We start from the raw sequence: 25,029 nt of genomic DNA on the forward strand, positions 1-25,029 counted from the left end.
AACAGGATGTTTTTTAGGAAATATAGGTTTTTGTGAATGATAGAAAATATATTTTCCTGATAAAATTGTCAGAATCAGGATGTCCAGGATTAGAGGATTAACAGGATGTTTTTTAGGAAATATAGGTTTTTGTGAATGATAGAAAATATATTTTCCTGATAAAATTGTCAGAATCAGGATGTCCAGGATTAGAGGATTAACAGGATGTTTTTGAGGAAATATAGGTTTTTGTGAATGATAGAAAATATATTTTGCTCATAAAATTGTCAGAATCAGGATATCCAGGATTAGAGGATTAACAGGATGTTTTTGAGAAAATACAAGTTTTTGTGAATGATAGAAAATATATTTTGCTCATAAAATTGTCAGAATCAGGATGTCGAGGATTAGAGGATTAACAGGATGTTTTTGAGAAAATACAAGTTTTTGTGAATGATAGAAAATATATTTTCCTGATAAAATTGTCAGAATCAGGATATCCAGGATTAGAGGATTAACAGGATGTTTTTGAGGAAATATAGGTTTTTGTGAATGATAGAAAATATATTTTTCTCATAAAATTGTCAGAATCAGGATATCCAGGATTAGAGGATTAACAGGATGTTTTTGAGGAAATATAGGTTTTTGTGAATGATAGAAAATATATTTTCCTGATAAAATTGTCAGAATCAGGATGTCCAGGATTAGAGGATTAACAGGATGTTTTTGAGGAAATATAGGTTTTTGTGAATGATAGAAAATATATTTTTCTCATAAAATTGTCAGAATCAGGATATCCAAGATTAGAGGATTAACAGGATGTTTTTGAGGAAATATAGGTTTTTGTGAATGATAGAAAATATATTTTTCTCATAAAATTGTCAGAATCAAGAATATATTTTCCTCCAAATCATAAATTATCATCATTAACTATTCACAGAAAATCTACAAATAACAATCCTGTACATCCTTAAATCCTGGTTATTATCTCGACTTCGCTCGATAACCACCTGATTCTGACAACCACCACAAACAATTTCCAAATAATTAATCGGTTTAAACGGACTATTGACATAGACCATTGCTAATAAAACCTTATCAATGACTACTTTAACCGCCAAATCTTGATAGTGTCGTCACTACTCCCACTAGCCAAGGTTTGACCATCGGGGCTGTATGCTACTGACTGAACAAACCAAAAATGATCTTCAAGGGTTTGCAGTAGCTTTCCCGTTTTTACATTCCACAGTTTAATAGTCTTGTCATAACTCCCACTAGCGACTGTTTGACCATCAGGGCTGTATGCTACTGAAGTAACCGCGTTAGAATGACCTTCAAGGGTTTGCAGTAGCTCTCCCGTGTTTACATTCCACAGTTTGATAGTGCTGTCACTACTCCCACTAGCCAGGGTTTGACCATCGGGGCTGTATGCTACTGAATTAGCCGAGTAGTAAGAATGACCTTCAAGGGTTTGCAGCAGGTTTCCCGTTTTTATATCCCACAGTTTGATAGTCTTGTCATCAGCACTGGCCAGAGTTTGACCATCGGGGCTGTATGCTACTGAGCTAACCTGGTTAAAATGACCTTTGAGGGTTTGCAGTAGCTTTCCCGTTTTTACATTCCACAGTTTGATATCATCACCTTCACTAGCCAGGGTTTGACCATCGGGGCTGTAGTAACTTCCACTAGCCAGGGTTTGACCATCGGGGCTGTATGCTACTGAAGTAACCCACTTAGAATGACCTTTGAGGGTTTGCAGTAGCTTTCCCGTTTTTACATTCCACAGTTTAATAGTCTTGTCATAACTCCCACTAGCCAGGGTTTGACCATCGGGGCTGTATGCTACTGAAGTAACCCCCTCAGAATGACCTTTGAGGGTTTGCAGTAGCTTTCCCGTTTTTACATTCCACAGTTTGATAGTCTTATCCTCACCTCCACCACTGGCCAGGGTTTGACCATTGGGACTGTATGCTACTGACCTAACCGAGTCAGGATGACCTTCAAGGGTTTTTTCTAAAGAGATACTACTAGGTAAATTTGCAATTGATGTGGGACTTGGTGGATATGAATCATAATAGATTTTAGATAATATCACTAATGCTGGTGTAATTATTAAAAATAATATAGCCATTAAAATTACATATTGACTCTGAAGTGTAGAAACTGGTGGTTGTGAAACCTGAGATGGATTTTGCTGGACTGGTGCTTTATTAATAGATGCTACAACCTGCCAAATCTTGATAGTGTTGTCATAACTCTCACTAGCTAAAGTTTGACCATCGGGGCTGTATGCTACTGAATAAACTGAGTCAGAATTAGCAGTGAGGGTTTGCAGTAGGTTTCCCGTTTTTACATTCCACAGTTTGATAGTCTTGTCACTACTCCCACTAGCCAGAGTTCGACCATCAGGGCTGTATGCTACTGAATAAACTGAGTCAGAATGACCTTTGAGGGTTTGCAGTAGGTTTCCCGTGTTTACATTCCACAGTTTAATAGTCTTGTCACTACTCCCACTAGCGACCGTTTGACCATCGGGGCTGTATGCTACTGAATTAACCCAGTGAGAATGACCTTCAAAGGTTTGCAGTAGGTTTCCCGTTTTTACATTCCACAGTTTGATAGTGCTGTCACTACTCCCACTAGCCAGGGTTTGACCATCGGGGCTGTATGCTACTGAATAAACCCACTCAGAATGACCTTTGAGGGTTTGCAGTAGGTTTCCCGTGTTTACATTCCACAGTTTGATAGTCTTGTCATCACTCCCACTAGCCAGGGTTTGACCATCGGGGCTGTATGCTACTGAATAAACCCAGTTAGAATGACCTTTGAGGGTTTGCAGTAGGTTTCCCGTTTTTACATTCCACAGTTTGATAGTCTTGTCACCACTCCCACTAGCCAAGGTTTGACCATCGGGGCTGTATGCTACTGAATTAACCAAACTTGAATGACCAGTGAGGGTTTGCAGTAACTTTCCTGTGTTTACATTCCACAGTTTGATAGTTTTGTCCCAACTCGCACTGGCCAGGGTTTGACCATCGGGGCTGTATGCTACTGAATAAACCAAACTTGAATGACCAGTGAGGGTTTGGAGGAGGTTTCCTATGAATTGATTACTATTAACTTGTGTTTGTGATGTTGATTCCACCACAGCAGATGAATTTGCTTTGACAACATGAGGAAAAATATCAACACCAAGATTTGTAGAGCGATCGCACCAATAACAATTACCAAAGGTTCTACTATAATAATGACTGTCTACTCTGCCACAAATAGTTAAATTATCATTCCCTGTTCTTAAAGCCTCCAGCCACTCCCTAGCTGTGGGGCGTAAATTGGGGTAATTATGACCATCATTAAAGCATTTTAGAAAACATTGCTGAATCTCTGGATGGACAATCTCTAGGGGAATTGTTCTTGCTGCTGCTACAATTAAATTATTTGACCCATTCACCCATAAACCCCGACGGATAAGTTCATTAGGTTCTGGAGTTTCTCCTGCACCTGTCCATTTTCCTTGAAAGGGACTATTACCACCAAATAATAATTGATAGATAATTACCCCTAACCGGAATCTATCATGTATTTCCGTTTGCTCAATAATATCAAAATCTTTTCCCATTAGTTCTGGTGGTGTATATCCTTCTGAACCAACTAAACAACGATAAACCTTACTATTGTTGGGATTTTTAACTTGAAAAGAATCTGTATCAATAATTGAAGGTAAAGCCCGATTATTGACTAAAATATTTTGTGGTTTAATATCTCCCAACACATAACCAGCAGCGTGCAGGGCTTCAATAATGGAAACAATATTTAGCGCCGTTGTGTGCAGAAACCGCCAATCAATCTCTAGTTTCAAAGTTTGACGACGACGGGGATTATAAACATCAATAAGTTCTTTTCCATTCTTAATTTCTGGCATTAAAAAGCCTATAATATCACCCTGAGCATTTTTCAAAACTGACTTAGGCCAAGCAAAGGAAACATGATGAAGATGGGAATTTGGTTCTGTGGGTGGGTGGTCTATCATTACTGCTAATTTTTGCACCCGTTCAGGTGTGGGAAAATGGTATATTTTCGCTAAATAACCATTTTCATTAGTTCGCCAAATTTTGGCTTCACCACTATGAGCAATCTCTTTTAAGAGAGTAATTGATTTTCCTGTACTGGCACAAGTAAGAACTGTCATAGAATTTTAATTAGATTTTAATTAGATGGGTTGAGATAAACATCAAATGGTATTGTTGACTAGGACGGGCTAGAAGCCCATCCCACAATAAATATATAACTCTGGTGAGGTGGGCATCCTGCCCGCTCATCTTGTTGACTAGGACGGGCTAGAAGCCCATTCCACAATAAATATATAACTCTGGTGAGGTGGGCATCCTGCTCGCTCATCTTGTTGACTAGGACGGGCTAGAAGCCCATCCCACAATAAATATATAACTCTTGTGGGGTGGGCATCCTGCCGTTGACTAGGACGGGCTAGAAGCCCATCCCACAATAAATATATAACTCTTATGAGGTGGGCCTCCTGCTCGCTCATCTTGTTGACTAGGACGGGCTAGAAGCCCATCCCACAATAAATATATAACTCTTGTGGGGTGGGCATCCTGCTCGCTCATCTTGTTGACTAGGACGGGCTAGAAGCCCATCCCACAATAAATATATAACTCTTGTGAGGTGGGCCTCCTGCCCGCTCATCTTGTTGACTAGGACGGGCTAGAAGCCCATCCCACAATAAATATATAACTCTTGTGGGGTGGGCATCCTGCCGTTGACTAGGACGGGCTAGAAGCCCATCCCACAATAAATATATAACTCTTGTGAGGTGGGCATCCTGCCCGCCCATCATTTAATTGTCTCTGCGGGTTAGAAGCCCATTCCACAATAAATATATAACTCTTGTGGGGTGGGCATCCTGCCCGCCCATCATTTAATTGTCTCTGCGGGTTAGAAGCCCATTCCACAATAAATATATAACTCTTGTGAGGTGGGCCTCCTGCCCGCCCATCATTTAATTGTCTCTGCGGGTTAGAAGCCCATTCCACAATAAATATATAACTCTTGTGAGGTGGGCCTCCTGCCCGCTCATCTTGTTGACTAGGACGGGCTAGAAGCCCATCCCACAATAAATATATAACTCTGGTGAGGTGGGCCTCCTGCCCGCCCATCATTTAATTATGACTACTAAATCTGATTTTCAAAACAACACAAAAGCAAAGTTTTATCATCATCAGTGCGAGAATTTAACCGCTCAGAATTGAGGAAATCAATTACATATTTTTCATCTTCTTCTGGTTTATCTGTTTCTCGCAAATATTCCTCCAAAGGTTTAAAAAATGGCGCGTGAGGTTGCCAGTCACTCAAGCGAATTGCTACTTTTTCTAATCCATCAGTAGAAGCACAAATAAACTGTTGTTTACCTGAAATTACCTGTACCTGCATTTCCTCCAGGGCATTGGCTGAAGTGACAAAAGTTGTTTCGTTGAAAAATTCCCCCTTATCTGGTTCAAATAATAATTGATATTCTGCATCTTGGCAACGGACTACCATAAAACCATCGCCAATTTGCATGGCTGCAACCCATTCGGGAGTTGCGATAAAAACTAACAGGGTACAAGCTAAATCACTGACGGAATAACCTTTATGATCTGCTTTTTCATTGAATGCCCTAATAACTTCTTTGACAAACTTAGTAAAGACTTCCTGAGATTCTTCTTGATTCAGTGGTTGAGTAAAACCTTGTTGATCAGGAAGTTTGTTAATATCAGCAAAGCATTTAATTACAGTTTTTACTGCCAATTCAGAACCAAAGTGAGAATATTTAGCACTCCCAGCCCCGTCAGCAACTGCGCCGACAATGACATCATCAAAAATGCGATAATGTCCGCAGTCTTGACAAGGTATTTTTTGCCCCTGATGACTTGTTCCCACCGCAGAACGCGCTATAGCTTTCCAACCCACAATTAATAAATCCTTTATATTTTATTAGACTTTATAACCCCTCTGATAAACCTCTCCAGTATTAAATGTTATTCCTTTTCCCTCTCCTCCTAGGAGAGGGTTAGGGAGAGGTTATTTTAACTTGTAATTTGCCCCCACCCTACCGGTGGTAATGCTACAGCTTCCCCTACTTTGCCACTAGAAACCCGTTTCATGGAGGTGGAAAGCCAAACAAATAAAGCCCGAAAATCTAAGCCATTTAGGGTCACTGGTGGACGTTCGGGAGGGGCAATTTGTCGGAGTTTGTGCATATCAGCACCCTGAACAGCAACGGTAAAAAATAACATTCGGCGCTGTGCTTCTTCTTCTCTTACTCTTTGTGCTGCACCTCCCCAATCATCTGTGGGCGCACCATCGGTAATTAAAAATACCCAAGGACGATAATAATGGACACCGTTATCTTTATAAGATTGTTTGCGTTTTTCCAATAGGTCTAAGGCATATTCTATGGCTGCACCCATTGGGGTGACACCATCGGCTTCTAGTTTGGGCGGTGTAAAATGGTCTATGGTGACGAAATCTTGTGTGAGTCGCACCGGTCCAAAGGTGACAATAGCCACTTCTACACTTAAAGAGGCTTGAGCATCTTTCATCACATCTTCTTTAAAGGCTGCTAAACCCCGATTTAACTCCTGGATAGGTTGTCCTGACATTGAGCCAGAGGTGTCAAGCAAAAGAATTACCGGACAACGATTTTCCGGGTTTTCCACAAATTCGGGCATTCCTACTGGCATTTTCGATACTCCTGGTTAATCAAAGTAAGATGCAGAATGTCTAAATTAGATTTTAAAGTTAGATTTTATTAATCATTACATAGCTTAACATGAGTGTTTCTACAGAGTCAATACCCATCATATTATAATCTTAATAAGTAGGTTGGCGTTAAAATGTGAATTGTGCGATCGCCCACCAGAAGGCGGTATTGTTGAAAGAGTAAGGGAATAAATCGCGGAAAAGACTGGTTGTTATCAAATTCTCACTATTGATTCTGATTTCTTGTTTTATAGAATTGATAATCATATAAGCTTTGAGATAATTAAATGATGATGATACAGCAAGTAGCTTTGAGTGAGGTACACTCTGTGCAGGCAAGATGCCCGCACCACAAGAGTTTTATTATTAATATCTGTACTTCATAATACCAGGAACTGCTGTAAATAAATTATGCTGAGAGTTAATCTTAAACTATTCAACGACATTAATTAGCTGCGAAAACTTAGAATCATTAAATTGACTCTGAAAAACAACCACCGCAAAATTAATTTACGAACTGCGACATATAATGTGCGAATTTAAAAAGGAACAAGGCCAGCAGCTGGATTTGAACCTGCGACCTTCCGATTACAAGTCGGATGCACTACCACTGTGCTATGCTGGCGGTTGGTGTTGGCGGGAAGATTTTTTATTCCCTCACCGATTACACATTATAGCCTCATGTAAATGATTTGTCTAGAGGGTAAACAAAATATTTTTCTGTTTGTCAAAAATAGTCAAAACTAGCGGTCATGTTGTAGATTCATGCAAGAATATTTGGTAAAGTTCAATTTTGTATTCCTCACAACACAGCTAAGTGAAGGCGCGTAAAACCATTTGTTCTTTATGATAGATAATCAGGCATGACAGCATTAATAGGCAGAGATTTATTAAGTTTAGCGGATCTGAGTTCGGGGGAACTACAAGAACTGCTAGAATTGGCTGCTCAACTTAAGTCAGAAAAACTCAAGCTGCATTGTCAAAAGGTCTTGGGGTTGTTATTCTCCAAGGCTTCAACACGCACTAGAGTTAGTTTTACAGTAGCTATGTACCAATTAGGGGGGCAGGTAATTGATCTTCACCCCAATGTAACTCAGGTGAGTCGAGGAGAACCTATCCAGGATACTGCTAGGGTATTAGATCGTTATTTGGATGTTTTAGCAGTTCGCACTTTTGCCCAACAGGAGTTGGAAACTTTTGCTAAATATGCGAAAATTCCGGTGATCAATGCTTTGACAGATTTGGAACATCCTTGTCAAATTCTGGCTGATTTGTTGACTATTCAGGAAAAATTTGGGAGTTTAGCTGGTTTAACCTTAACTTATGTTGGTGATGGTAATAATGTCGCTAATTCCCTGATGTTGGGTTGTGCTTTGGTGGGAATGAATGTGAGAATAGCTTTTCCGTCGGGATATTCTCCAGATGCGGAAATTGTGGAAAAATCCAGAGCGATCGCTAATAATAAAACTGAGGTTTTGTTGACTCATGATCCTGAAGCAGCGGCTAAAGGTGCATCTGTGCTGTATACTGATGTTTGGGCAAGTATGGGACAAGAAACACAGGCCAATAACCGTTTTCCTGTTTTTCAACCCTATCAAATTTCTAAACAGTTATTAAGTCTTGCTGATCCAGAAGCAATTGTTTTACACTGTTTACCGGCACATCGTGGTGAAGAAATTACTGAAGAGGTAATTGAAGGTTCACAGTCACGAGTTTGGGATCAAGCAGAAAATCGTCTACACGCTCAAAAAGCTTTACTAGCCAGTATTCTTGGGGCAAAATAACAGTATTGGTAATGGGTAATGGGTAATGGGTAATGGGTAATGGGTAATGGGTAATGGGTGAAATTATTATTTACTTACTCTTGCCTCTTGCCTCTTGCCTCTTGCCTCTTGCCTCTTGCCTCTTGCCTCTTGCCTCTTGCCTCTTGCCTCTTGCCTATTATTTACCATGAATTTTTAATAAAAGCTTGTGAAGGGAAGAATTTTGTAGTACCAATGTTCTATGGGCATTTATTTATTATTTACTTCCTGAAAAAACTATGGAACGTCTCACAGAACCGCAAAAAGAACTATACGAATGGTTGGTAGAATATATCAAGTTGAATCAACATTCTCCCTCCATTCGCCAAATGATGCAAGGGATGAATTTGAAATCTCCTGCACCGGTGCAAAGTCGTTTGGAACATTTACGCAATAAGGGCTATATTGGCTGGGACGAAGGTAGAGCTAGAACTCTGCGTATACTTAATCCTGTGAAACAAGGTGTACCAATTTTAGGAACTATTGCCGCAGGTGGTTTGATAGAACCGTTCACAGAGGCGGTGGAAATTATGGATTTAGCTAATTTATCATTACCTCCTAAAAGCTATGCTTTACGGGTTGCTGGGGATAGTATGATTGAAGATTTGATTGCAGATGGTGATGTAGTATTTTTGCGCCCTGTGGCTGAACCGAATCAATTAAAAAATGGGACTATTGTGGCTGCCAGGGTGGAAGGACACGGAACAACTTTAAAACGTTTTTATCGTCATGATGATCTTGTCACTCTCAAACCGGCAAATCCTGATTACAAACCCATAGAAGTTCCCGCAGTGCAAGTGGAGGTACAAGGTTCTTTGGTGGGTATTTGGCGCAATTATAACTAAAGGATGTTAGTGGTCAGTAGTCAGTGGCAAATAAGCAAATAAAAATAAGTGACTACTGATGATCACCAATTACCCATTACCAATTACCCATTACCCATTAATTATTCCAGTTTATGTACTTAACGCCAAATCCAGCCCCGAAACTGCTTACTTTTAAACTCAAGTTACCTTATGCGGGGGAGAAAAAAGGCAGTTATCAAGTTAAGCAACCATTACCGGGCTTTCCGAAAATGCCTTTATCTCTGCAATTGCGGGAGTATCAACGTCAAGCTGTGACTAGCTGGTTTACTAATCATGGCAGGGGAACATTAAAAATGGCTACTGGTAGTGGTAAGACTATTACTGCATTAGCGATCGCTTATGAATTATATCAGCAAATTGATTTACAAGTCCTGTTAGTGGTGTGTCCCTATCGTCATCTTGTTACCCAGTGGGGCAGAGAATGTGAGAAATTTAACTTACAGCCGATTTTAGCATTTGATAATTTACGCAGTTGGCAAAGTCAACTTTCCACGGCAATCTATAATTTGTCCTCTGGTTCTCAAAATTTTCTCACAGTAATTACCACTAATTCTACTTTAATTAGTGATGGTTTTCAGACACAACTTAAATATTTTCCGCCAAAAACCTTGATTATTGGTGATGAAGCCCATAATTTAGGATCACGGAAATTAGAGGAAAGTTTACCACGCAATGTGGGTTTACGTCTAGCTTTATCAGCGACACCAGAAAGATATTTTGATGATGACGGAACACAATCTTTATTAGATTATTTTGGTCCAGTTTTGCAACCTGAATTTAATTTACAAGATGCCATTGCTCAAGGTGCATTAGTTCATTATATCTATAATCCGGTGTTAGTAGAATTAACGGACTTTGAAAGTATAGCTTATTTAAAATTAACCAAAAAAATCGGGCGTTCTCTACTGTATAAAGATCGAGATACGGGGGAGACAGGAGATTTTGAAGAAAACGAAGATATTAAATCATTATTAATACAAAGAGCGCGGTTAGTTGGCACAGCAGAAAATAAATTAACAGCTTTACAAGAGTTAATGAAAAATCGCCGAGGAACTACCCATACACTGTTTTATTGTAGTGATGGTTCTCAAGAAATTGGAGAGCGTTATTCTTTGCGTCAACTCAAAGCAGTTGCTCAAATTTTGGGGGGAGAATTAGGTTATAAAGTCAGTACCTATACAGCAAACACTTCATTAGAAGAAAGGGAAATTTTACGTCGTCAATTTGAAAGTGGAGAATTACAGGGTTTAGTCGCAATTCGGTGTTTAGATGAAGGTGTGGATATTCCCGCTATTAAAACCGCAGTAATTTTATCAAGTTCAGGAAATCCCCGTCAATTTATCCAACGTCGGGGACGGGTTTTACGTCCTCACCCTGGCAAGGAACGGGCAACGATTTTTGATATGATTGTTTTACCACCAGATTTGGATAGGGAAACTATTGAGGTGGAACGGAATTTATTAAAGAAGGAATTAAAGAGGTTTGTGGAATTTGCTGATTTAGCGGATAATGCTGGGGAAGCGAGGATGAAGTTATTGGCTTTGCAAAAACGATATGGGTTATTGGATATTTAATTTTGGGGAAATTTATCAATAGTTATTGACTTTATGTACCAGAAAAAGGTAAGATACTGTTTAGTAGATACTGTTGAGGAGAAAAGGTAATGAAAACAATAGAAACAGTTGTGAATGTTACCCCAGAGCGACAAATTACACTCCAATTACCCCCAGATATCCCCGCAGGTGAATATCAAGTAGTTATAGTTCTTAATGAAAGTGGTAAATCAGAGCAATTAGCAGCGAAAAATCAAGCAAAAAGGTTTAAATGTTCAGCTTATCCTGTGGGTTTAGTTGCTGATAATTTCACCTTTCGTAGAGAAGATTTATATGATAGATAAAGCGGTTTTTATAGATACAAATATTCTGATTTATAGCAATTTAGCTTTATCACCATTTCACACACAAGCAATACAAAGATTACAATATTTTGCTGATCAAGATATAGAAATGTGGATTAGTCGGCAAACTTTGCGAGAATATTTATCAGGTATGACAAGACGTAGTGATTTAACTGGAACAATTCCTATTACTTCTTTAGTAGCTGATGTAGAATATTTTAGTAGTTATTTTCATGTTGCTGAAAATACTGCTTTAGTAACTGAAAGATTATTGAAATTAATGACAGAAATCAATATTGGCGGTAAGCAAGTACATGATGCTAATATAGTTGCCACAATGTTAGTTTATGGCATTCCTCGGTTGCTGACCCACAATATAGGCGATTTTGCTAGATTTTCTGAATTAATTACTATCTTACCTTTAGAGAATGAAGATTAAGTTGATAGACTTTATTGACATTTTTTAACTATGCGTATTAACATATAAAATGAATACATAAAAATTGTTAAAGCAAAAGCTTTTCTAACTTTATCTAAAGTAAATTCACTGTATGACATTTGATTTATTCTTTGATTTATTTCTGGAAGTTACCCATGGTAAATTTATTTTTCCATTTTTTCAGCAATTAATTTTTTCTGAAAATCATACTCACAAAATAATTTTAAATTAAATTAATTTAAATAAGGTGGGAAAATACCCACCCTAAATTTATTCATTGAAGACACCAGCAAAAAAGTCCAAAGTCTCTTTTAATGCTTTGATGAAAATATCAATTTCTTCACGAGTATTGTAAAAAGATAAACTAGCCCGCGCAGTTCCCGCTACACCTAAATAACGGTGTAATGGTTGTGTACAATGGTGGCCAGAACGTATGGCTACACCTTCTTGATCTAATAATGTAGATAGATCATTAGCGTGGACACCCTCTACTGTAAAAGCTGCTAGAGCGGCTCTACCTTCGCCTTGAGCATTGGGTTTTGGTCCGTAGATTCTAATTTGGGGTATTTGTGCTAATTGGGTGAATAAATAGGCGGTTAATTCCGATTCATAGCTATGGATTGTATCCATACCAATATTAGTAAGATAATCTATGGCCGCACCAAGTGCGATCGCTTCCCCAATTGCAGGAGTACCGGCTTCAAATTTATGGGGTAATTCTGCGTAGGTAGAATGGTCTAGATACACCTCGGAAATCATCTCACCACCACCGAAAAATGGCGGCATTGCTTCCAGTAATTCTAGCTTACCATATAAAAAGCCGATACCAGTGGGGGCGCACATTTTATGTCCAGAAGCTACTAACCAATCACAATCAAGTTCTTGGACATTAATGGGAGTATGGGGAACACTTTGACAAGCATCAAGTAAGAACTTTGCACCGAATTTGTGAGCAATTTCAGCGATTTCTTTAACTGGATTTATACAACCCAATGTATTAGAAATATGGACGATAGATACCAGTTTTGTTTTTTGAGAAATCAGGTTTTTAAACTGTTCTAAATCAAAAGTTTCTGCTGGTGTTAATTCCACAAACTTTAATATTGCACCGGTTTTTTCAGCGACAAATTGCCAAGGAACAATATTACTATGGTGTTCCATGACTGAGAGAATAATTTCATCTCCTGGCTGTAAATTGTGCATTCCCCAACTGTAAGCGACTAGGTTAATGGCTTCCGTTGCGTTGCGGGTGTAAACAATTTCTTGGCGTGATTTAGCATTAATGAATTTAGCAATTTTATCACGGGACTCTTCATAAGCATCAGTAGCCTTGCCGCTGAGAAAATGTGCGCCACGATGAACGTTTGAGTTATATTGTTCGTAATAATCACGCCAAGCATTTAAGACTGATACAGGTTTTTGAGAAGTAGCTGCATTATCGAGATAAACCAGGGGTTTACCATGAACTTCCTGATGTAAAATAGGGAAGTCGGAGCGGACTTTATCAGGGAGGGATTTGGTAGAGGTGAAGGTCATATTTAAGGAGTTCAAAATAGTAACTAGAATTTAGGAGTATGGCAGAATTTAAGAAGAACGAACCACGAAGGAGCGAAGGACACGAAGGTAAGAAGTTTTAGAGGGTTTTTTAGTGGGTTTTCCCCACTTTTTGCAGGTGGGGTTTTTGGTTATTTATTTGTGAGGGTGACGACTGTTTTTAACAGTTTTTCTCGCAAGGAAGTAATGGGTATTAAGTTAATAATTTCCGTTGCGAAAGCATTAACTAATAATTTGCGTGCATCATTTTCATCAATACCACGACTTTGCAGGTAGAATATTTGATCGTCTTCCAATTGACTGACAGTAGCACCGTGAGCGCATTTAACATTATCAGCAGTGATTTCTAACTGAGGTTTGGTGTCAATTCTCGACTTAGATGATAACAGCAAATTGCGATTTAATTGCGATGCGTCCGTTAATTGGGCCAGTTTAGGAACAAATATTTTACCATTAAAGACACCATGAGCGCGATCGCCTATAATGCACTTATGTAATTGTTTACTAACACCATGGGGATAATTTAAAAATAATGCACTATGAGTATCAGCCAACTGATTATCAGCAATAACAGTTAAACCATTCAGGGTTGTTTCTGTTTGTTCACCAGTTTGTAAGATCTCCAAATTATGACGGGAGATTTTACCACCAACCGTCACTGCATTACAATTATAACGACTAGATCTGGCTTGAGTAACAGCAGTTTTACCAATGTGAAAAGCCGCAGCACCTTCCCGCACGACCCTATTGTGAGTAACCTGAGCATTTTCCTGTACCCAGATTTCCGTCACACCATTAGTAAAATAAATCTCCTCCGCTTGTGGAACAGGCATCTTGCCTGTAACATACTCTTCAATTAAACTTACCTGAGAATTACTTTCAGCTACTACTAAAACCCGGGGTTGAGAAATAGTCGCAGACTCACCCGACACAGAAATAAATAATAGATGAATTGGTGTTTCCACCACCACATTTTTAGCAACCCATACCACAGCGACATCATTTAAAGCCGCAGTATTCAAAGCTGTAAAAACCTCTTTAGCACCTTCAGCTTGCGCTAAATATTCCTGAACAACTTCACCAGGTAAAACATCCAAATTACCAACAATTAAGCCAGCAGGTAAATTTTCAGTATTAGATAAATTTGGTGAATAAACACCATTAACAAATACTAACCGCCCAGAAACTTCAGGTAAAACAAAATCATCTTGTAGAGATAGTTCATGAATTGTCCCTACATGAAAACTTACCTGTTTGAGAGGTGACAAATCAGTAAAGCGCCATTCTTCTTCGCGGGTATTGGGAACAACAGAATGACGTACCCAATTAGCAGCGGCTTCGCGTAAATCTTGTAACCAACTATCTGTTTTTGTAGTAGTTACCCGACTTAATAAACCACTTAAAAAAGCGTCTCTATCTAATAAATTTTTTGGTAGAGAGGTTTCATTAAAAGCCTCCAGATTCATTGGTATAGACATTATACACCCACTCCCACAACTTCCTCCAGCACCCAATCATAACCGCGAGATTCTAACTCTAACGCTAACTCCTTACCACCACTTTTAATAATTCGTCCTTGTGCCATCACATGAACAAAATCAGGGACAATATAATCAAGAAGACGCTGATAGTGAGTAATCATAATTGTGGCATTTTCGGGACTTGTTAAGCGATTAACACCATTAGCGACAATTTTGAGAGCGTCAATATCCAAACCAGAATCAGTCTCATCTAAAATTGCTAATTTAGGTTCTAAAATAGCCATTTGTAGGATTTCATTGCGCTTCTTTTCCCCACCGGAAAAACCCTCATTCACACTGCGACCAAGGAAAGAGGAATTCATTTTGACAATATCCAATTTTTCTTGAACTAAATCATCAAAATCGAAAGCGTCAACCTCTTCCAAACCTCTAGATTTCTGACGAGAATTATAAGCAACTCGTAAAAAATCTAAATTACTGACACCGGGAATTTCCAGAGGATATTGAAAAGCTAAAAACACACCACCCCTAGCTCGTTCCTCTGGTGACATTTCCAAAAGATTTTGGTTTTGAAAAACCACCTCACCACCAGTAACAGTATAAGCTGGATGTCCCGCCAAAACCTTAGAAAAAGTGCTTTTTCCCGAACCATTTGGACCCATAATCGCGTGAACTTCCCCAGCGCGAACCTGCAAATTCAACCCCTTTAAAATCGGAGTTCCATCAACATCAGCGGTCAAATCCTGAACCGACAAAATCAAATCACTATTCTCAACAATCATCTTCTCTTCCTCTCTTTCTCTGGGTACTCTGTGCCTGGAGTGGTTCGTTTTCTTAACCCACACTACCTTCTAGTTTCAGACTTAACAACTTATCAGCCTCAACAGCGAACTCCATAGGCAACTGATTAAAAACATCTTTACAGAAACCGCTAATCATCATCGAGATAGCATCTTCCGCAGAAATACCCCGTTGAGCGAAAAAGAATAATTGGTCTTCACCGATTTTAGAAGTAGAAGCTTCATGTTCAACCTTTCCTGAATTATTCTGAACTTGAATATAAGGAAAAGTATTAGCTTGAGCATTATCACCAATTAACATCGAATCACATTGGGAATAATTTCTCGCACCTTTAGCAGTAGGATTAATCTTTACCAAACCCCGGTAACTATTACTAGATTTACCAGCAGAAATACCTTTAGAAATAATTGTGCTACGGGTATTTTTGCCAATGTGAATCATTTTCGTACCTGTATCAGCTTGCTGCATATTATTTGTTAATGCAACGGAGTAAAATTCACCGACGGAATTATCACCAACTAAGACGCAACTAGGGTACTTCCAAGTAATAGCTGAACCTGTTTCTACTTGAGTCCAAGATATCTTAGAATTGACACCTTGACACAAACCACGTTTAGTCACAAAGTTGTAAATGCCGCCTTTACCATTTGCATCACCTGCGTACCAGTTTTGCACGGTAGAATATTTGATTTCTGCATTATCTAAAGCGACCAATTCCACAACGGCGGCGTGTAATTGATTGCTGTCGTACATTGGTGCTGTACAACCTTCTAAATAGGAAACATAACTATCTGCTTCGGCGACAATTAATGTCCGTTCAAATTGTCCTGTATCACCGGAGTTAATGCGGAAATAGGTTGACAATTCCATAGGACATTTTACGCCCTTGGGGATATAAACGAAAGAACCATCACTAAATACCGCTGCATTTAAAGCAGCAAAGTAATTATCAGCAATAGGAACAACGCTACCCAAATATTTTTTAATTAGTTCTGGGTGTTCTTGTAAAGCTTCGGAAATAGAGCAAAATATGACACCATCTTCCGCGAGTTTTTCTTTAAATGTAGTCGCCACTGAAACACTATCAAAAATCGCATCAACAGCAACATTAGCTAATCGTTTTTGTTCGGAAAGAGAAATACCCAATTTTTCAAAAGTTTCCAATAAAGTGGGGTCAACTTCATCCAAACTATTGAGTTTTGCTTTCTTTTGTTTCGGTGCGGAATAATAAATAATATCCTGATAATTAATAGGCGGATATTTGACATGAGGCCAAGTTGGTTCTGTCATTTTCAGCCATTGGTGATAGGCGCGGAGGCGATATTCCAGCATAAATTCCGGTTCGTTCTTTTTAGCGGAAATTAGGCGGACAACATCTTCGCTTAACCCACGGGGGATAGTATCAGCTTCAATATCGGTAACAAAGCCGTACTTGTAAGGTTGGTTGACTAAGGTGGTGACAGATGCGCTCATCGGTTCTCTTGTGTTCTCTTTAAAGGATGGGCGACGGGCTGCATGATGCTAATTCCCGTTTTTTATTACCGATTGCTAACAAGACTGCTAGAATAGGCTTAACGACTAAAACAATTCGGCGGTTGTTTAATCTACATTTCATTGTACGATAGATTAACAACAAGAATGTTGTTTTAGTCAAATTTTCTAAAAATTTTATTTTGGGACGTTTGCGAAGCGTCTAGTAGAGAACATGGCGACTACCCAGCAGACCTCAACTAAGCAAGATATCCTAGAGTATCTATTGAAACACTCACAAGCAACGGCTCTTGAATTGGCTGACTGTTTAGATGTCAGTCCCCAAGCTATTCGCCGTCATTTAAAGGATTTAGAGACGGAGAAACTAGTTTTGTATTCGGTATCAGGACAGCCGAGTATGGGGAGACCGCAGCACCTTTATCAACTGAGTCAGCAGGGAAGATCCCGCTTGCAAAAAAACGCTAACCGCTTAAATGATGGTTATGGCGAGTTTGCAATTTCTCTTCTGGACACCTTAGCCGAAACTGTGGGACGTGACCAAGTAAAGTCTATTTTACGGAAACAGTGGGAACGCAAAGCCCAAGAATACCGGGAACGGGTGGGTAATGGTTCTTTGCGGGAACGGGTCGCAACTTTGATAGAGTTGCGAAAGCAAGAAGGTTTTATGGCGGAATTTCACCCTGTGGAGTCAGATGCTAGTGGTGGGGGTGGAGAAAGATTCATTTTTGTGGAACATACCTGCGCTATTTCTGATGTTGCGGAATCTTTTCCCAGTGTTTGTGGTCATGAGTTGGAAATGTTTGCGGCTATTCTCCCAGATTGTACTGTAGAACGGACTCACTGGTTGATTCATGGTGAACATCGTTGTGGTTATTTGGTGCAGAAAAGGTAGGTGGTTGGGTGGAAGTAATTGAACGCGGATAAACGCGGATAGACGCAGATAAGGATCAGGAAAACTATGAAAAATAAAGAATTTTATGTGGTAATTGAAAGAGATGAAGATGGTATGTATATTGGTGAAGTTACTCAACTTAAAGCCTGTTATAGTCAGGGTGAAACTATTGATGAACTCATGAATAATATTAAAGAAGTTATTGAAATGTGTTTGGAAGAATTAGAAGACTATAGGTATATCTATCAATTTAGATAAATCTTCCACTTGTCTAATATTATCCCAATCAATTACCGCCACCCAAATATTCTCTTCTGGAGAATGTTTAACTATTCCTTCAAGTTCTAAATCTTCGCTATAAAAAGTTAGGGTTTGACCATCTTATAATTCAATTTTTTGACGTGCTAAATCTTCAATTGTACCAGTACAATTTAAACGCAGACGACCATTTTCATCAGCATTATTAAAGTCTGCAAAAATTCTCAATTTTTTATTCAAACTTTGTTGGTTATTATTGTCCTGAGAAAGGCTAGTAAGTCTAAGTTTTCCTAAGTCTTCCAATCATCATAATACTACAAATTTTGTACTTACATAGTATCTAAAATATATCTTAACTCATTGTAATATAATATAACCGTTTTCAATAATACTTAAAACAAAAGTAAAACAGTAGTTGTATGAGTCATGGAAATTGCGATCGCACTCAATCAATAATTTCACATAAACGAACAAATGATTTACCTACCGTTAAATTTACAGCAAGTAGGTTTGAGTGAGGTACAGTGCGGGCAAGACTTGTACTGAGATTGGTCGAAGTATGCCCGCACCACAAGAGTTTTATTATTAATATCTGTACTTCATAATATCGGGAACTGCTGTATATCCCCAACTTCTTTGATAAATTAACATGATTTACCAAAGATTAAAGTAAGAAGTCGGGGATCTTTACTTGCGATTAAACCAACTTTCCCCACCAGGTAACTGTATTAAAACTTCCGCTTTTATTGCTCAGGGATTACAATAATATGATTTAATGGTAGAAAGCCAATTTCTCGATTAAACAAAATTTTGAATTTTTATGGATATCGGACCTAATCAATCATCAACTCAATTTTTATCTGCTGAAGAATCTGCTCAAGTTGACGCGGCTTTGTTGTCTTCTCCTGAGAAGTTTTTAACGAGATTGACTATTTCTTCTTTGCGGATTTTACAACATATTGCTCAAGAATATGATGTTTCTATTGAGGAACTGACGACAAAGCAAATTATTACCTGGTTTGAAACTGATTCTAAAGTTAGAAGAGAAAAAGGAATTGAGGAAGCATTTTTGAAGTGGTAGATTCAGTAATATTTTATTACTTAAAGATGAATAAATGTTTGCTACAAAATTAGCAAAATATTAACGAAATATTAACGAATTTTTACGGCTGTTCCTGTGGCCGTAATTACTAATAAAACACCAGATTGATCAACATTAATTGTGCCTGTATCAACTGCAATACCAACAATCGCATCCGCGCCTAAACGTTGCGCCCTTTGTTCTAATTCTTCCATTGCTTTGCGTTGTCCTTCTTCAAAGAGACGCTCATAGCTACCAGTGCGGCCACCGACAATATCCCGAATACTCGCTAAAAAATCCCGCAGGAAATTGCTACCATATACAACTTCTGCTGTCACAATACCTAAGTATGACTGAATTACAGCACCTTGAATAACGTCAGTAGTAGTTAAAATCATAGATTTATTTAAACATTATTTATGAGTACGGATGGGTTAAAGTCTTAATCTATTGCTATAATGCCGAAAATGTCAAGTGATTTTAAGAAAAGACTATTATATAATAATATATATTATGTAAATATGAATAAATAGAGATTACAAAAATAAATATTTTTGTTTTAATGTATGAATAAGAACAATTGAAGAAAATCTAAGGAAATTGACTGTGTACAAAAAAACATCATTTGTCTTAACTGTCTTATTATTGGGATGTTTCTTCACTAGCACACCTGTAGTGGCCAAAGTTGATCTATTATTAGCACAAGCTGACAATGCAGAGTTGAAAAGCTTGATAGAAGACGGAAAAAGACTTGTAGATAATAAAGATTATAGTGGAGCGATCGCTGTTTATCAACAAGCGGCAAAATTAGATCCCCGAAATGCGAGAATTCATGCTGGTATTGGCTACTTATATACTCAAATAGGAAATTTTCCCTCAGCTTTAAATGCTTATCGTCAGGCTATTGCTATTAATCCCAATAACAGCGATTTTTATTATGCTGTGGGTTACATTAAAAGTGCTACAAAGGATATTACTGGAGCTAAAGAAGCTTATCGTCGTTCCATTCAACTTAATCGTAATAATATTAACGCCTATTTAGGTTTGGGCGTTACTCAGGCAATATTAGGCGATTTTGAATCTGCTATGTGGGCATATCAAAAAGCACTAGAACTCAATCAAAATAACCCCCGCACTTATGAGTTAATGGCAGGAATGTTTAAAAAGAAGGGTCAAAATAGCCAAGCAACTAGCGCTTTACGAAAAGCTTTAAGTTTATATCGTCTTAGCAATGATCTAGATAGTGTTAATAGAGTGGAAGGAATGTTAGGAGAAATGTAATTTCTAGGTTTTGAATCCCCAATTTATAATTAATTTAATTTATAATTAATGATTAATTTGGGGATTTATTGATGTTAATTGACGTTAATTGACTAATTAGCCAGGAAATATTTTAAGTAAATCATTTCATGGTTCTAGTAATCCTAATCCAATTAATAGAACTTGAATTTATCTAGATAATTCTACATCATTAGCTGATCTGATGTATTTTGAGATTGCCAATTGTCTGGCTCTATTTGAGCTTAACCAAGTTTCAATATATACACAGAAATCCACAGATTACTAGAATCTTTGTTTTTTTTAAGGAATTACGGTAAAATACTTAAAAACAGGTGACAGGGATCTCCTCTTCCTTAAATAAGGTAAAACCAAGGTAAGATAGATTGTACCTGACCTTGGTTAATATCAATGATGATCGTTGTAGATTGTAACTTTTATCAAATCAAAAGCTACCAAGCCGCTCTACCTCTCTTATACATACTACCGGTAAAAGGCTGTACCCCAATCACAGGATAAGCGTCATTGGCAGGGGTAAAAATCCGCATAAAGGCTTCAGAAATAAACTGAGCCATATTAGTAAGCATTCTGGAAATAGCCATAATCTTATAGCCTCTTTTTTTCAGTTTTTTAATCTGCGATGCTTACATTATAATACCGCCATTATTTATTTGCTCCTATTCTCCATATATCTATACTTAACACAATATTTTTTCAGATAACTTTGCAATACTTTATAATCATGATTTTGATTTACTCCTAATTGTAACCGAAAATTTATAATTAGGCATTTTGGGGTGAAAATAATAGTTTTTACTATTAAGAAATGTGAATTATTCGTAAAATTATAGATAATTCCCCTTGTAAATATAGGATTTTAGGGAATTTGTCACCATTCATTAACTAGGGCTTGACATTATTTATAGTAAATATTACCATAAACTAAAGAGACATTCTAGCAACATCCTGAAAGTATCATGAAAATTGCTTTATTTGGTACAAGTGCTGATCCACCGACTGCGGGACATTTAGTAATTCTTAAATGGTTATCTGAACATTATGATTGGGTAGCTGTTTGGGCTGCGGATAATCCTCTAAAATCGCAACAAACGCTTTTATCTCATCGTGCGGTCATGTTAGAATTGTTAATTAAAGATATTAATGTTTATAGAAAAAATATTGCTTTAGAACAAGATTTGAGCAGTTGGAGAACCTTAGAAACTGTAGAAAAAGCCAAATTAAAGTGGGGTGAACATATTGAATATACTTTAGTAATTGGTGCTGATTTAGTAAATCAATTATCACGCTGGTATCATATTCAAGATTTATTACAGCAAGTGCAGCTACTAATAATTCCCAGACCAGGATATATCATAGATAATTCAAGTTTAGAAAATGTTAAACAAATGGGAGGAAAAATTGCCATTGCTAATTTAATTGGTTTAGATGTTTCCTCTACCGCTTTTCGTGAACAAGGAGATATTAATACTCTCACACCTCCCGTAGTTGCCTATATTCATCAACAGCATTTATACAAATGCCAATACATCACCAAAAAAAGATTTTCCACCCCATAAATCAACAACCTTTAGCTGAATTTAAAGTTGGTGTTGATAATGTGATTTTTTCTGTAAATACTGCCCAAAATCAGTTATTAGTTCTTTTGGTTATAGGAAAACAAGAATCATGTTTAAATTATTGGACTCTTCCCGGTACTTTAGTTAGGCAAGGAGAATCTTTAGAAGATGCTGCCTATCGTATCATGGCTGAGAAAATAAAAGTAAATAATCTTTATTTAGAACAGCTTTATACTTTTAGCAGTCCTAGACCTGAACCTAGAGAAGAAATTGCTAGTTATGGAGTTCGTTATTTATCAGTTAGTTACTTTGCCTTAGTACGATTTGAAGAAGCAGAATTAATTGCTGATAAAGTCGCTGGTATTGCTTGGTATCCTCTGCAAAAATTGCCACAGTTAGCATTTGATCATAATGAAATTATTACCTATGGACATAGAAGATTAAAAAATAAATTAGAATATAGTCCTGTAGCTTTTGAAGTCTTACCAGAAACCTTCACTCTCAACGATTTATATCAACTATATACCACAGTTTTAGGAGAAAACTTTGCCGATTATTCTAATTTCCGAGCGCGGTTACTCAAACTAGGTTTTTTATCAGATACTGGCATTAAAGTATCACGAGGTGCGGGAAGACCTGCGAGTTTATATAAATTTAACCAAGCAGCATTTGCACCGTTTAAAGATAAACCTTTAGTATTTATTTAATGAAGAAAGGAGGTAGAAATGATTAAACGCTGATTAACGCTGATAAATACAGATGATTGTGATTTTGTGCAGTCTAAAATGAGATTTATTTTATTTATTCCCTATTCCCTTTTTGATGATCATGAAAATCGCTATTGCTCAAATTAATCCTCTTATTGGTGATTTATCTGGAAATGCTGAAAAAATTCTGGAAATGTGCCAACAAGCATCATTAACAGGTGTCCGTTTATTATTAACACCTGAATTATCAATTTGTGGTTATCCTCCCAGAGATTTATTACTAAATCCTAGTTTTGTAGTGGCAATGGATCAGACATTACAAAAATTGGCTGAAGATTTACCTGCAAATTTAGCTGTATTAGTGGGAACGGTTGTGAAAAATTCCCAAGGGGGTATAACTGGAGGGAAAAATTTGTTTAATAGTATGGCTTTATTAGAAAATGGCAAAATTCAGCAATTTTTTCATAAAAGACTATTACCAACTTACGATGTTTTTGATGAACATCGTTATTTTGAACATGGACTAGAAGCCAATTATCTGATATTAGATCATCTGAAAATTGGTGTGACAATTTGTGAGGATTTATGGAATGATGAGGAATTTTGGGGTAAGCGCAGTTACCCAATTAATCCCATGGCAGATTTAGTAAATTCCAATATAGATTTAATTGTTAATTTATCCGCTTCTCCCTATACTGTTGGTAAGCAAAATCTGCGGGAAGCAATGTTAAAACATAGTGCTATTAATTTCCAAAAACCGATTATTTATACAAATCAGGTTGGCGGAAATGATGATTTGATTTTTGATGGCCGCAGTTTTGCTGTCAATAAACAAGGGGAAATTATCGCTCGTGGTGAGGGTTTTGTATCTGATTTTATCACTGTTGAATTTGATGCAAATCAAGAAGATTTAGTATTAGGTAATATTTGCCCTGTTTATGAATCTGAAGAAGGGGAAATTTGGAAGGCTTTGGTTTTAGGAGTTAAAGATTATGTTCGTAAATGTCGTTTTTCTAAGGTCTTATTAGGTTTAAGTGGGGGAGTTGATTCTGCTTTAGTTGCTGCTATTGCGACTGCGGCATTAGGTAAAGAAAATGTAATTGGTATTTTAATGCCTTCTCCCTATAGTTCAGAACATTCTATTAGTGACGCTTTAGCATTAGCAGACAATTTAGATATTCAAACCGAGATTTTACCTATTGGGGAACTAATGCAAGCTTTTGATCAATCTTTAAATGATTTATTTGCCGGTACAGAATTTGGGATAGCAGAAGAAAATCTCCAATCTCGCATTCGTGGTAATTTATTAATGGCAATTTCTAATAAGTTCGGTTATTTGCTTTTATCTACTGGCAATAAATCAGAAATTGCCGTTGGTTATTGTACCCTTTATGGTGACATGAACGGGGGTTTATCTGTGATTGCAGATGTTCCCAAAACTCGCGTTTATTCTCTTTGCAAATGGTTAAATTCTCATCATCAAAAAGAGGTTATTCCCGTAAATATTCTTACAAAAGCACCCAGTGCGGAACTTAAACCGGGTCAAGTTGACCAAGATTCTCTACCAGCCTATGATATTTTAGATGATATTCTCGACCGTTTGCTGCATCAACATCAATCAGCGGCAGAAATTGTTACCGCAGGTCATGACCCGGTAGTTGTAGATAAGGTATTACAGTTATTATCTCGTGCGGAATTTAAACGCAGACAAGCTGCACCAGGTTTAAAAATCACTGACCGCGCTTTTGGGACTGGTTGGAGAATGCCTATTGCTAGTAGTTGGTCTGTGTTACGGAATATATAAGTGGGTTGGCGTTAAAAATTGTCGTTATGACAAGGGAACAGGGAACTCTTAACTGGGAACAGGGAAGAGGTTTTGGGCAACTTTACTTTTCGTTACTTACAGCACTTCCCAGTGTTATGAAGTACATATCTAGCGGGCAAGATGCCCGCACCACAAGAGTTTCATGATTCAACTTTGTACCTCATCAGAGCGGAAAACGCTGTATGTCGGTTTTTTTCCGTTCACTTACTTAAAGGAACGTAAAATGTAAAATCGCTGAAAAACTATTAGACATCTCCAGAAAAGAATGTAGAGCCGAGAATCCCTACCCATGGAACGTCTCTACAAGGGTTGTAAGTCACGCATATTTAATTTTCACCAGAT

General features: G+C 37.7%; 23 protein-coding genes and 1 tRNA gene. 12 read left to right on the top strand and 12 right to left on the bottom strand.

What is annotated here, in order from left to right; all coding sequences use genetic code 11:
* Positions 1 to 1,084: 1,084 nt before the first annotated feature.
* From H6F62_RS06640 to H6F62_RS06665, 6 genes are all read right to left on the bottom strand, one after another.
* Positions 1,085 to 4,168, bottom strand: a complete 3,084-nt coding sequence (locus H6F62_RS06640; RefSeq protein WP_190371632.1) for a hypothetical protein — start codon at positions 4,166 to 4,168, stop codon at positions 1,085 to 1,087.
* A gap of 138 nt (positions 4,169 to 4,306) precedes the next feature.
* Entirely contained in the window at positions 4,307 to 4,525 is a 219-nt protein-coding gene (locus H6F62_RS06645; protein ID WP_190371633.1) for a hypothetical protein, read from the bottom strand.
* A gap of 87 nt (positions 4,526 to 4,612) precedes the next feature.
* Positions 4,613 to 4,834, bottom strand: a complete 222-nt coding sequence (locus tag H6F62_RS06650; RefSeq protein WP_190371634.1) for a hypothetical protein — start codon at positions 4,832 to 4,834, stop codon at positions 4,613 to 4,615.
* 335 nt (positions 4,835 to 5,169) lie between these two features.
* On the bottom strand, positions 5,170 to 5,946 hold the full coding sequence (locus tag H6F62_RS06655; protein WP_137907375.1) for a PP2C family serine/threonine-protein phosphatase: 777 nt from the start codon (positions 5,944 to 5,946) through the stop codon (positions 5,170 to 5,172).
* A gap of 116 nt (positions 5,947 to 6,062) precedes the next feature.
* A complete protein-coding gene (locus H6F62_RS06660; RefSeq protein WP_137907376.1) occupies positions 6,063 to 6,719 on the bottom strand; it encodes a VWA domain-containing protein in 657 nt (218 codons plus the stop codon).
* 572 nt (positions 6,720 to 7,291) lie between these two features.
* Positions 7,292 to 7,363: transfer RNA gene (locus H6F62_RS06665), tRNA-Thr, on the bottom strand.
* Positions 7,364 to 7,601: 238 nt separating this feature from the next.
* On the opposite strand from H6F62_RS06665, the gene argF reads away from it, so the two are divergent.
* The 5 genes from argF (at position 7,602) to H6F62_RS06690 (ending at position 11,742) form a co-directional block, all read left to right on the top strand.
* Positions 7,602 to 8,522: an ornithine carbamoyltransferase gene (gene argF, locus H6F62_RS06670; protein WP_137907377.1), complete on the top strand. Its 921-nt coding sequence runs from the start codon at positions 7,602 to 7,604 to the stop codon at positions 8,520 to 8,522.
* A 257-nt stretch (positions 8,523 to 8,779) separates the two neighbouring features.
* Complete coding sequence (gene lexA / locus H6F62_RS06675) at positions 8,780 to 9,385, top strand: transcriptional repressor LexA (protein ID WP_137907378.1); 606 nt, start codon at positions 8,780 to 8,782, stop codon at positions 9,383 to 9,385.
* A 113-nt stretch (positions 9,386 to 9,498) separates the two neighbouring features.
* Positions 9,499 to 10,980 (top strand): DNA phosphorothioation system restriction enzyme, encoded by a 1,482-nt coding sequence (locus H6F62_RS06680; RefSeq protein ID WP_190371635.1) that lies wholly within the window; start codon positions 9,499 to 9,501, stop codon positions 10,978 to 10,980.
* An 89-nt stretch (positions 10,981 to 11,069) separates the two neighbouring features.
* Positions 11,070 to 11,303 carry a hypothetical protein gene (locus H6F62_RS06685; RefSeq protein ID WP_137907380.1) on the top strand — a complete coding sequence of 78 codons (234 nt, stop codon included), beginning with the start codon at positions 11,070 to 11,072 and terminating at the stop codon, positions 11,301 to 11,303.
* Positions 11,293 to 11,742 carry a PIN domain-containing protein gene (locus H6F62_RS06690; RefSeq protein WP_137907381.1) on the top strand — a complete coding sequence of 150 codons (450 nt, stop codon included), beginning with the start codon at positions 11,293 to 11,295 and terminating at the stop codon, positions 11,740 to 11,742. Before H6F62_RS06685 ends, H6F62_RS06690 begins: the two co-directional genes overlap by 11 nt.
* A gap of 270 nt (positions 11,743 to 12,012) precedes the next feature.
* On the opposite strand, the gene H6F62_RS06695 is transcribed toward H6F62_RS06690, so the two are convergent.
* The 4 genes from H6F62_RS06695 to sufB form a co-directional block, all read right to left on the bottom strand.
* Positions 12,013 to 13,278, bottom strand: coding sequence for a cysteine desulfurase (locus H6F62_RS06695; RefSeq protein ID WP_190371636.1), 1,266 nt, complete (start codon positions 13,276 to 13,278; stop codon positions 12,013 to 12,015).
* A 149-nt stretch (positions 13,279 to 13,427) separates the two neighbouring features.
* Positions 13,428 to 14,774, bottom strand: a complete 1,347-nt coding sequence (sufD, locus tag H6F62_RS06700; RefSeq protein ID WP_190371637.1) for a Fe-S cluster assembly protein SufD — start codon at positions 14,772 to 14,774, stop codon at positions 13,428 to 13,430.
* A complete protein-coding gene (gene sufC, locus H6F62_RS06705) occupies positions 14,774 to 15,559 on the bottom strand; it encodes a Fe-S cluster assembly ATPase SufC (protein WP_190371638.1) in 786 nt (261 codons plus the stop codon). Before sufC ends, sufD begins: the two co-directional genes overlap by 1 nt.
* Before the next feature lie 52 nt (positions 15,560 to 15,611).
* The gene (gene sufB / locus H6F62_RS06710) at positions 15,612 to 17,051 is read right to left on the bottom strand and encodes a Fe-S cluster assembly protein SufB (protein WP_190371639.1); all 1,440 of its coding nucleotides are present in this window, start codon (positions 17,049 to 17,051) and stop codon (positions 15,612 to 15,614) included.
* A gap of 232 nt (positions 17,052 to 17,283) precedes the next feature.
* Between sufB and sufR the strand changes: the two genes are divergently transcribed.
* The 3 genes from sufR to H6F62_RS06730 all read left to right on the top strand — a co-directional run bounded on the left by sufR (position 17,284) and on the right by H6F62_RS06730 (position 19,300).
* Entirely contained in the window at positions 17,284 to 17,961 is a 678-nt protein-coding gene (gene sufR / locus H6F62_RS06715) for an iron-sulfur cluster biosynthesis transcriptional regulator SufR (protein WP_190371640.1), read from the top strand.
* A gap of 66 nt (positions 17,962 to 18,027) precedes the next feature.
* Positions 18,028 to 18,219 carry a type II toxin-antitoxin system HicB family antitoxin gene (locus tag H6F62_RS06720; protein ID WP_190371641.1) on the top strand — a complete coding sequence of 64 codons (192 nt, stop codon included), beginning with the start codon at positions 18,028 to 18,030 and terminating at the stop codon, positions 18,217 to 18,219.
* An 820-nt stretch (positions 18,220 to 19,039) separates the two neighbouring features.
* Positions 19,040 to 19,300 carry a hypothetical protein gene (locus H6F62_RS06730; RefSeq protein ID WP_190371642.1) on the top strand — a complete coding sequence of 87 codons (261 nt, stop codon included), beginning with the start codon at positions 19,040 to 19,042 and terminating at the stop codon, positions 19,298 to 19,300.
* 71 nt (positions 19,301 to 19,371) lie between these two features.
* Here the strand turns inward: H6F62_RS06730 and H6F62_RS06735 are convergent, their stop codons facing one another.
* Positions 19,372 to 19,698, bottom strand: a complete 327-nt coding sequence (locus H6F62_RS06735; RefSeq protein WP_137907392.1) for a YbjQ family protein — start codon at positions 19,696 to 19,698, stop codon at positions 19,372 to 19,374.
* A gap of 208 nt (positions 19,699 to 19,906) precedes the next feature.
* Between H6F62_RS06735 and H6F62_RS06740 the strand changes: the two genes are divergently transcribed.
* Positions 19,907 to 20,581: a tetratricopeptide repeat protein gene (locus tag H6F62_RS06740; RefSeq protein WP_137907393.1), complete on the top strand. Its 675-nt coding sequence runs from the start codon at positions 19,907 to 19,909 to the stop codon at positions 20,579 to 20,581.
* A gap of 449 nt (positions 20,582 to 21,030) precedes the next feature.
* Here the strand turns inward: H6F62_RS06740 and H6F62_RS06745 are convergent, their stop codons facing one another.
* Positions 21,031 to 21,180, bottom strand: coding sequence for a nicotinate phosphoribosyltransferase (locus tag H6F62_RS06745; RefSeq protein WP_137907394.1), 150 nt, complete (start codon positions 21,178 to 21,180; stop codon positions 21,031 to 21,033).
* Positions 21,181 to 21,555: 375 nt separating this feature from the next.
* On the opposite strand from H6F62_RS06745, the gene H6F62_RS06750 reads away from it, so the two are divergent.
* The 3 genes from H6F62_RS06750 to H6F62_RS06760 all read left to right on the top strand — a co-directional run bounded on the left by H6F62_RS06750 (position 21,556) and on the right by H6F62_RS06760 (position 24,666).
* Positions 21,556 to 22,155 carry a nicotinate-nucleotide adenylyltransferase gene (locus H6F62_RS06750; protein ID WP_190371643.1) on the top strand — a complete coding sequence of 200 codons (600 nt, stop codon included), beginning with the start codon at positions 21,556 to 21,558 and terminating at the stop codon, positions 22,153 to 22,155.
* Complete coding sequence (locus H6F62_RS06755; RefSeq protein WP_137907396.1) at positions 22,116 to 22,862, top strand: NUDIX domain-containing protein; 747 nt, start codon at positions 22,116 to 22,118, stop codon at positions 22,860 to 22,862. Before H6F62_RS06750 ends, H6F62_RS06755 begins: the two co-directional genes overlap by 40 nt.
* Before the next feature lie 121 nt (positions 22,863 to 22,983).
* A complete protein-coding gene (locus tag H6F62_RS06760) occupies positions 22,984 to 24,666 on the top strand; it encodes an NAD+ synthase (protein WP_190371644.1) in 1,683 nt (560 codons plus the stop codon).
* Positions 24,667 to 25,029 lie beyond the last annotated feature (363 nt).

It is taken from the genome of Anabaena sp. FACHB-1391, assembly GCF_014696755.1.
GTDB lineage: Bacteria > Cyanobacteriota > Cyanobacteriia > Cyanobacteriales > Nostocaceae > Dolichospermum > Dolichospermum planctonicum.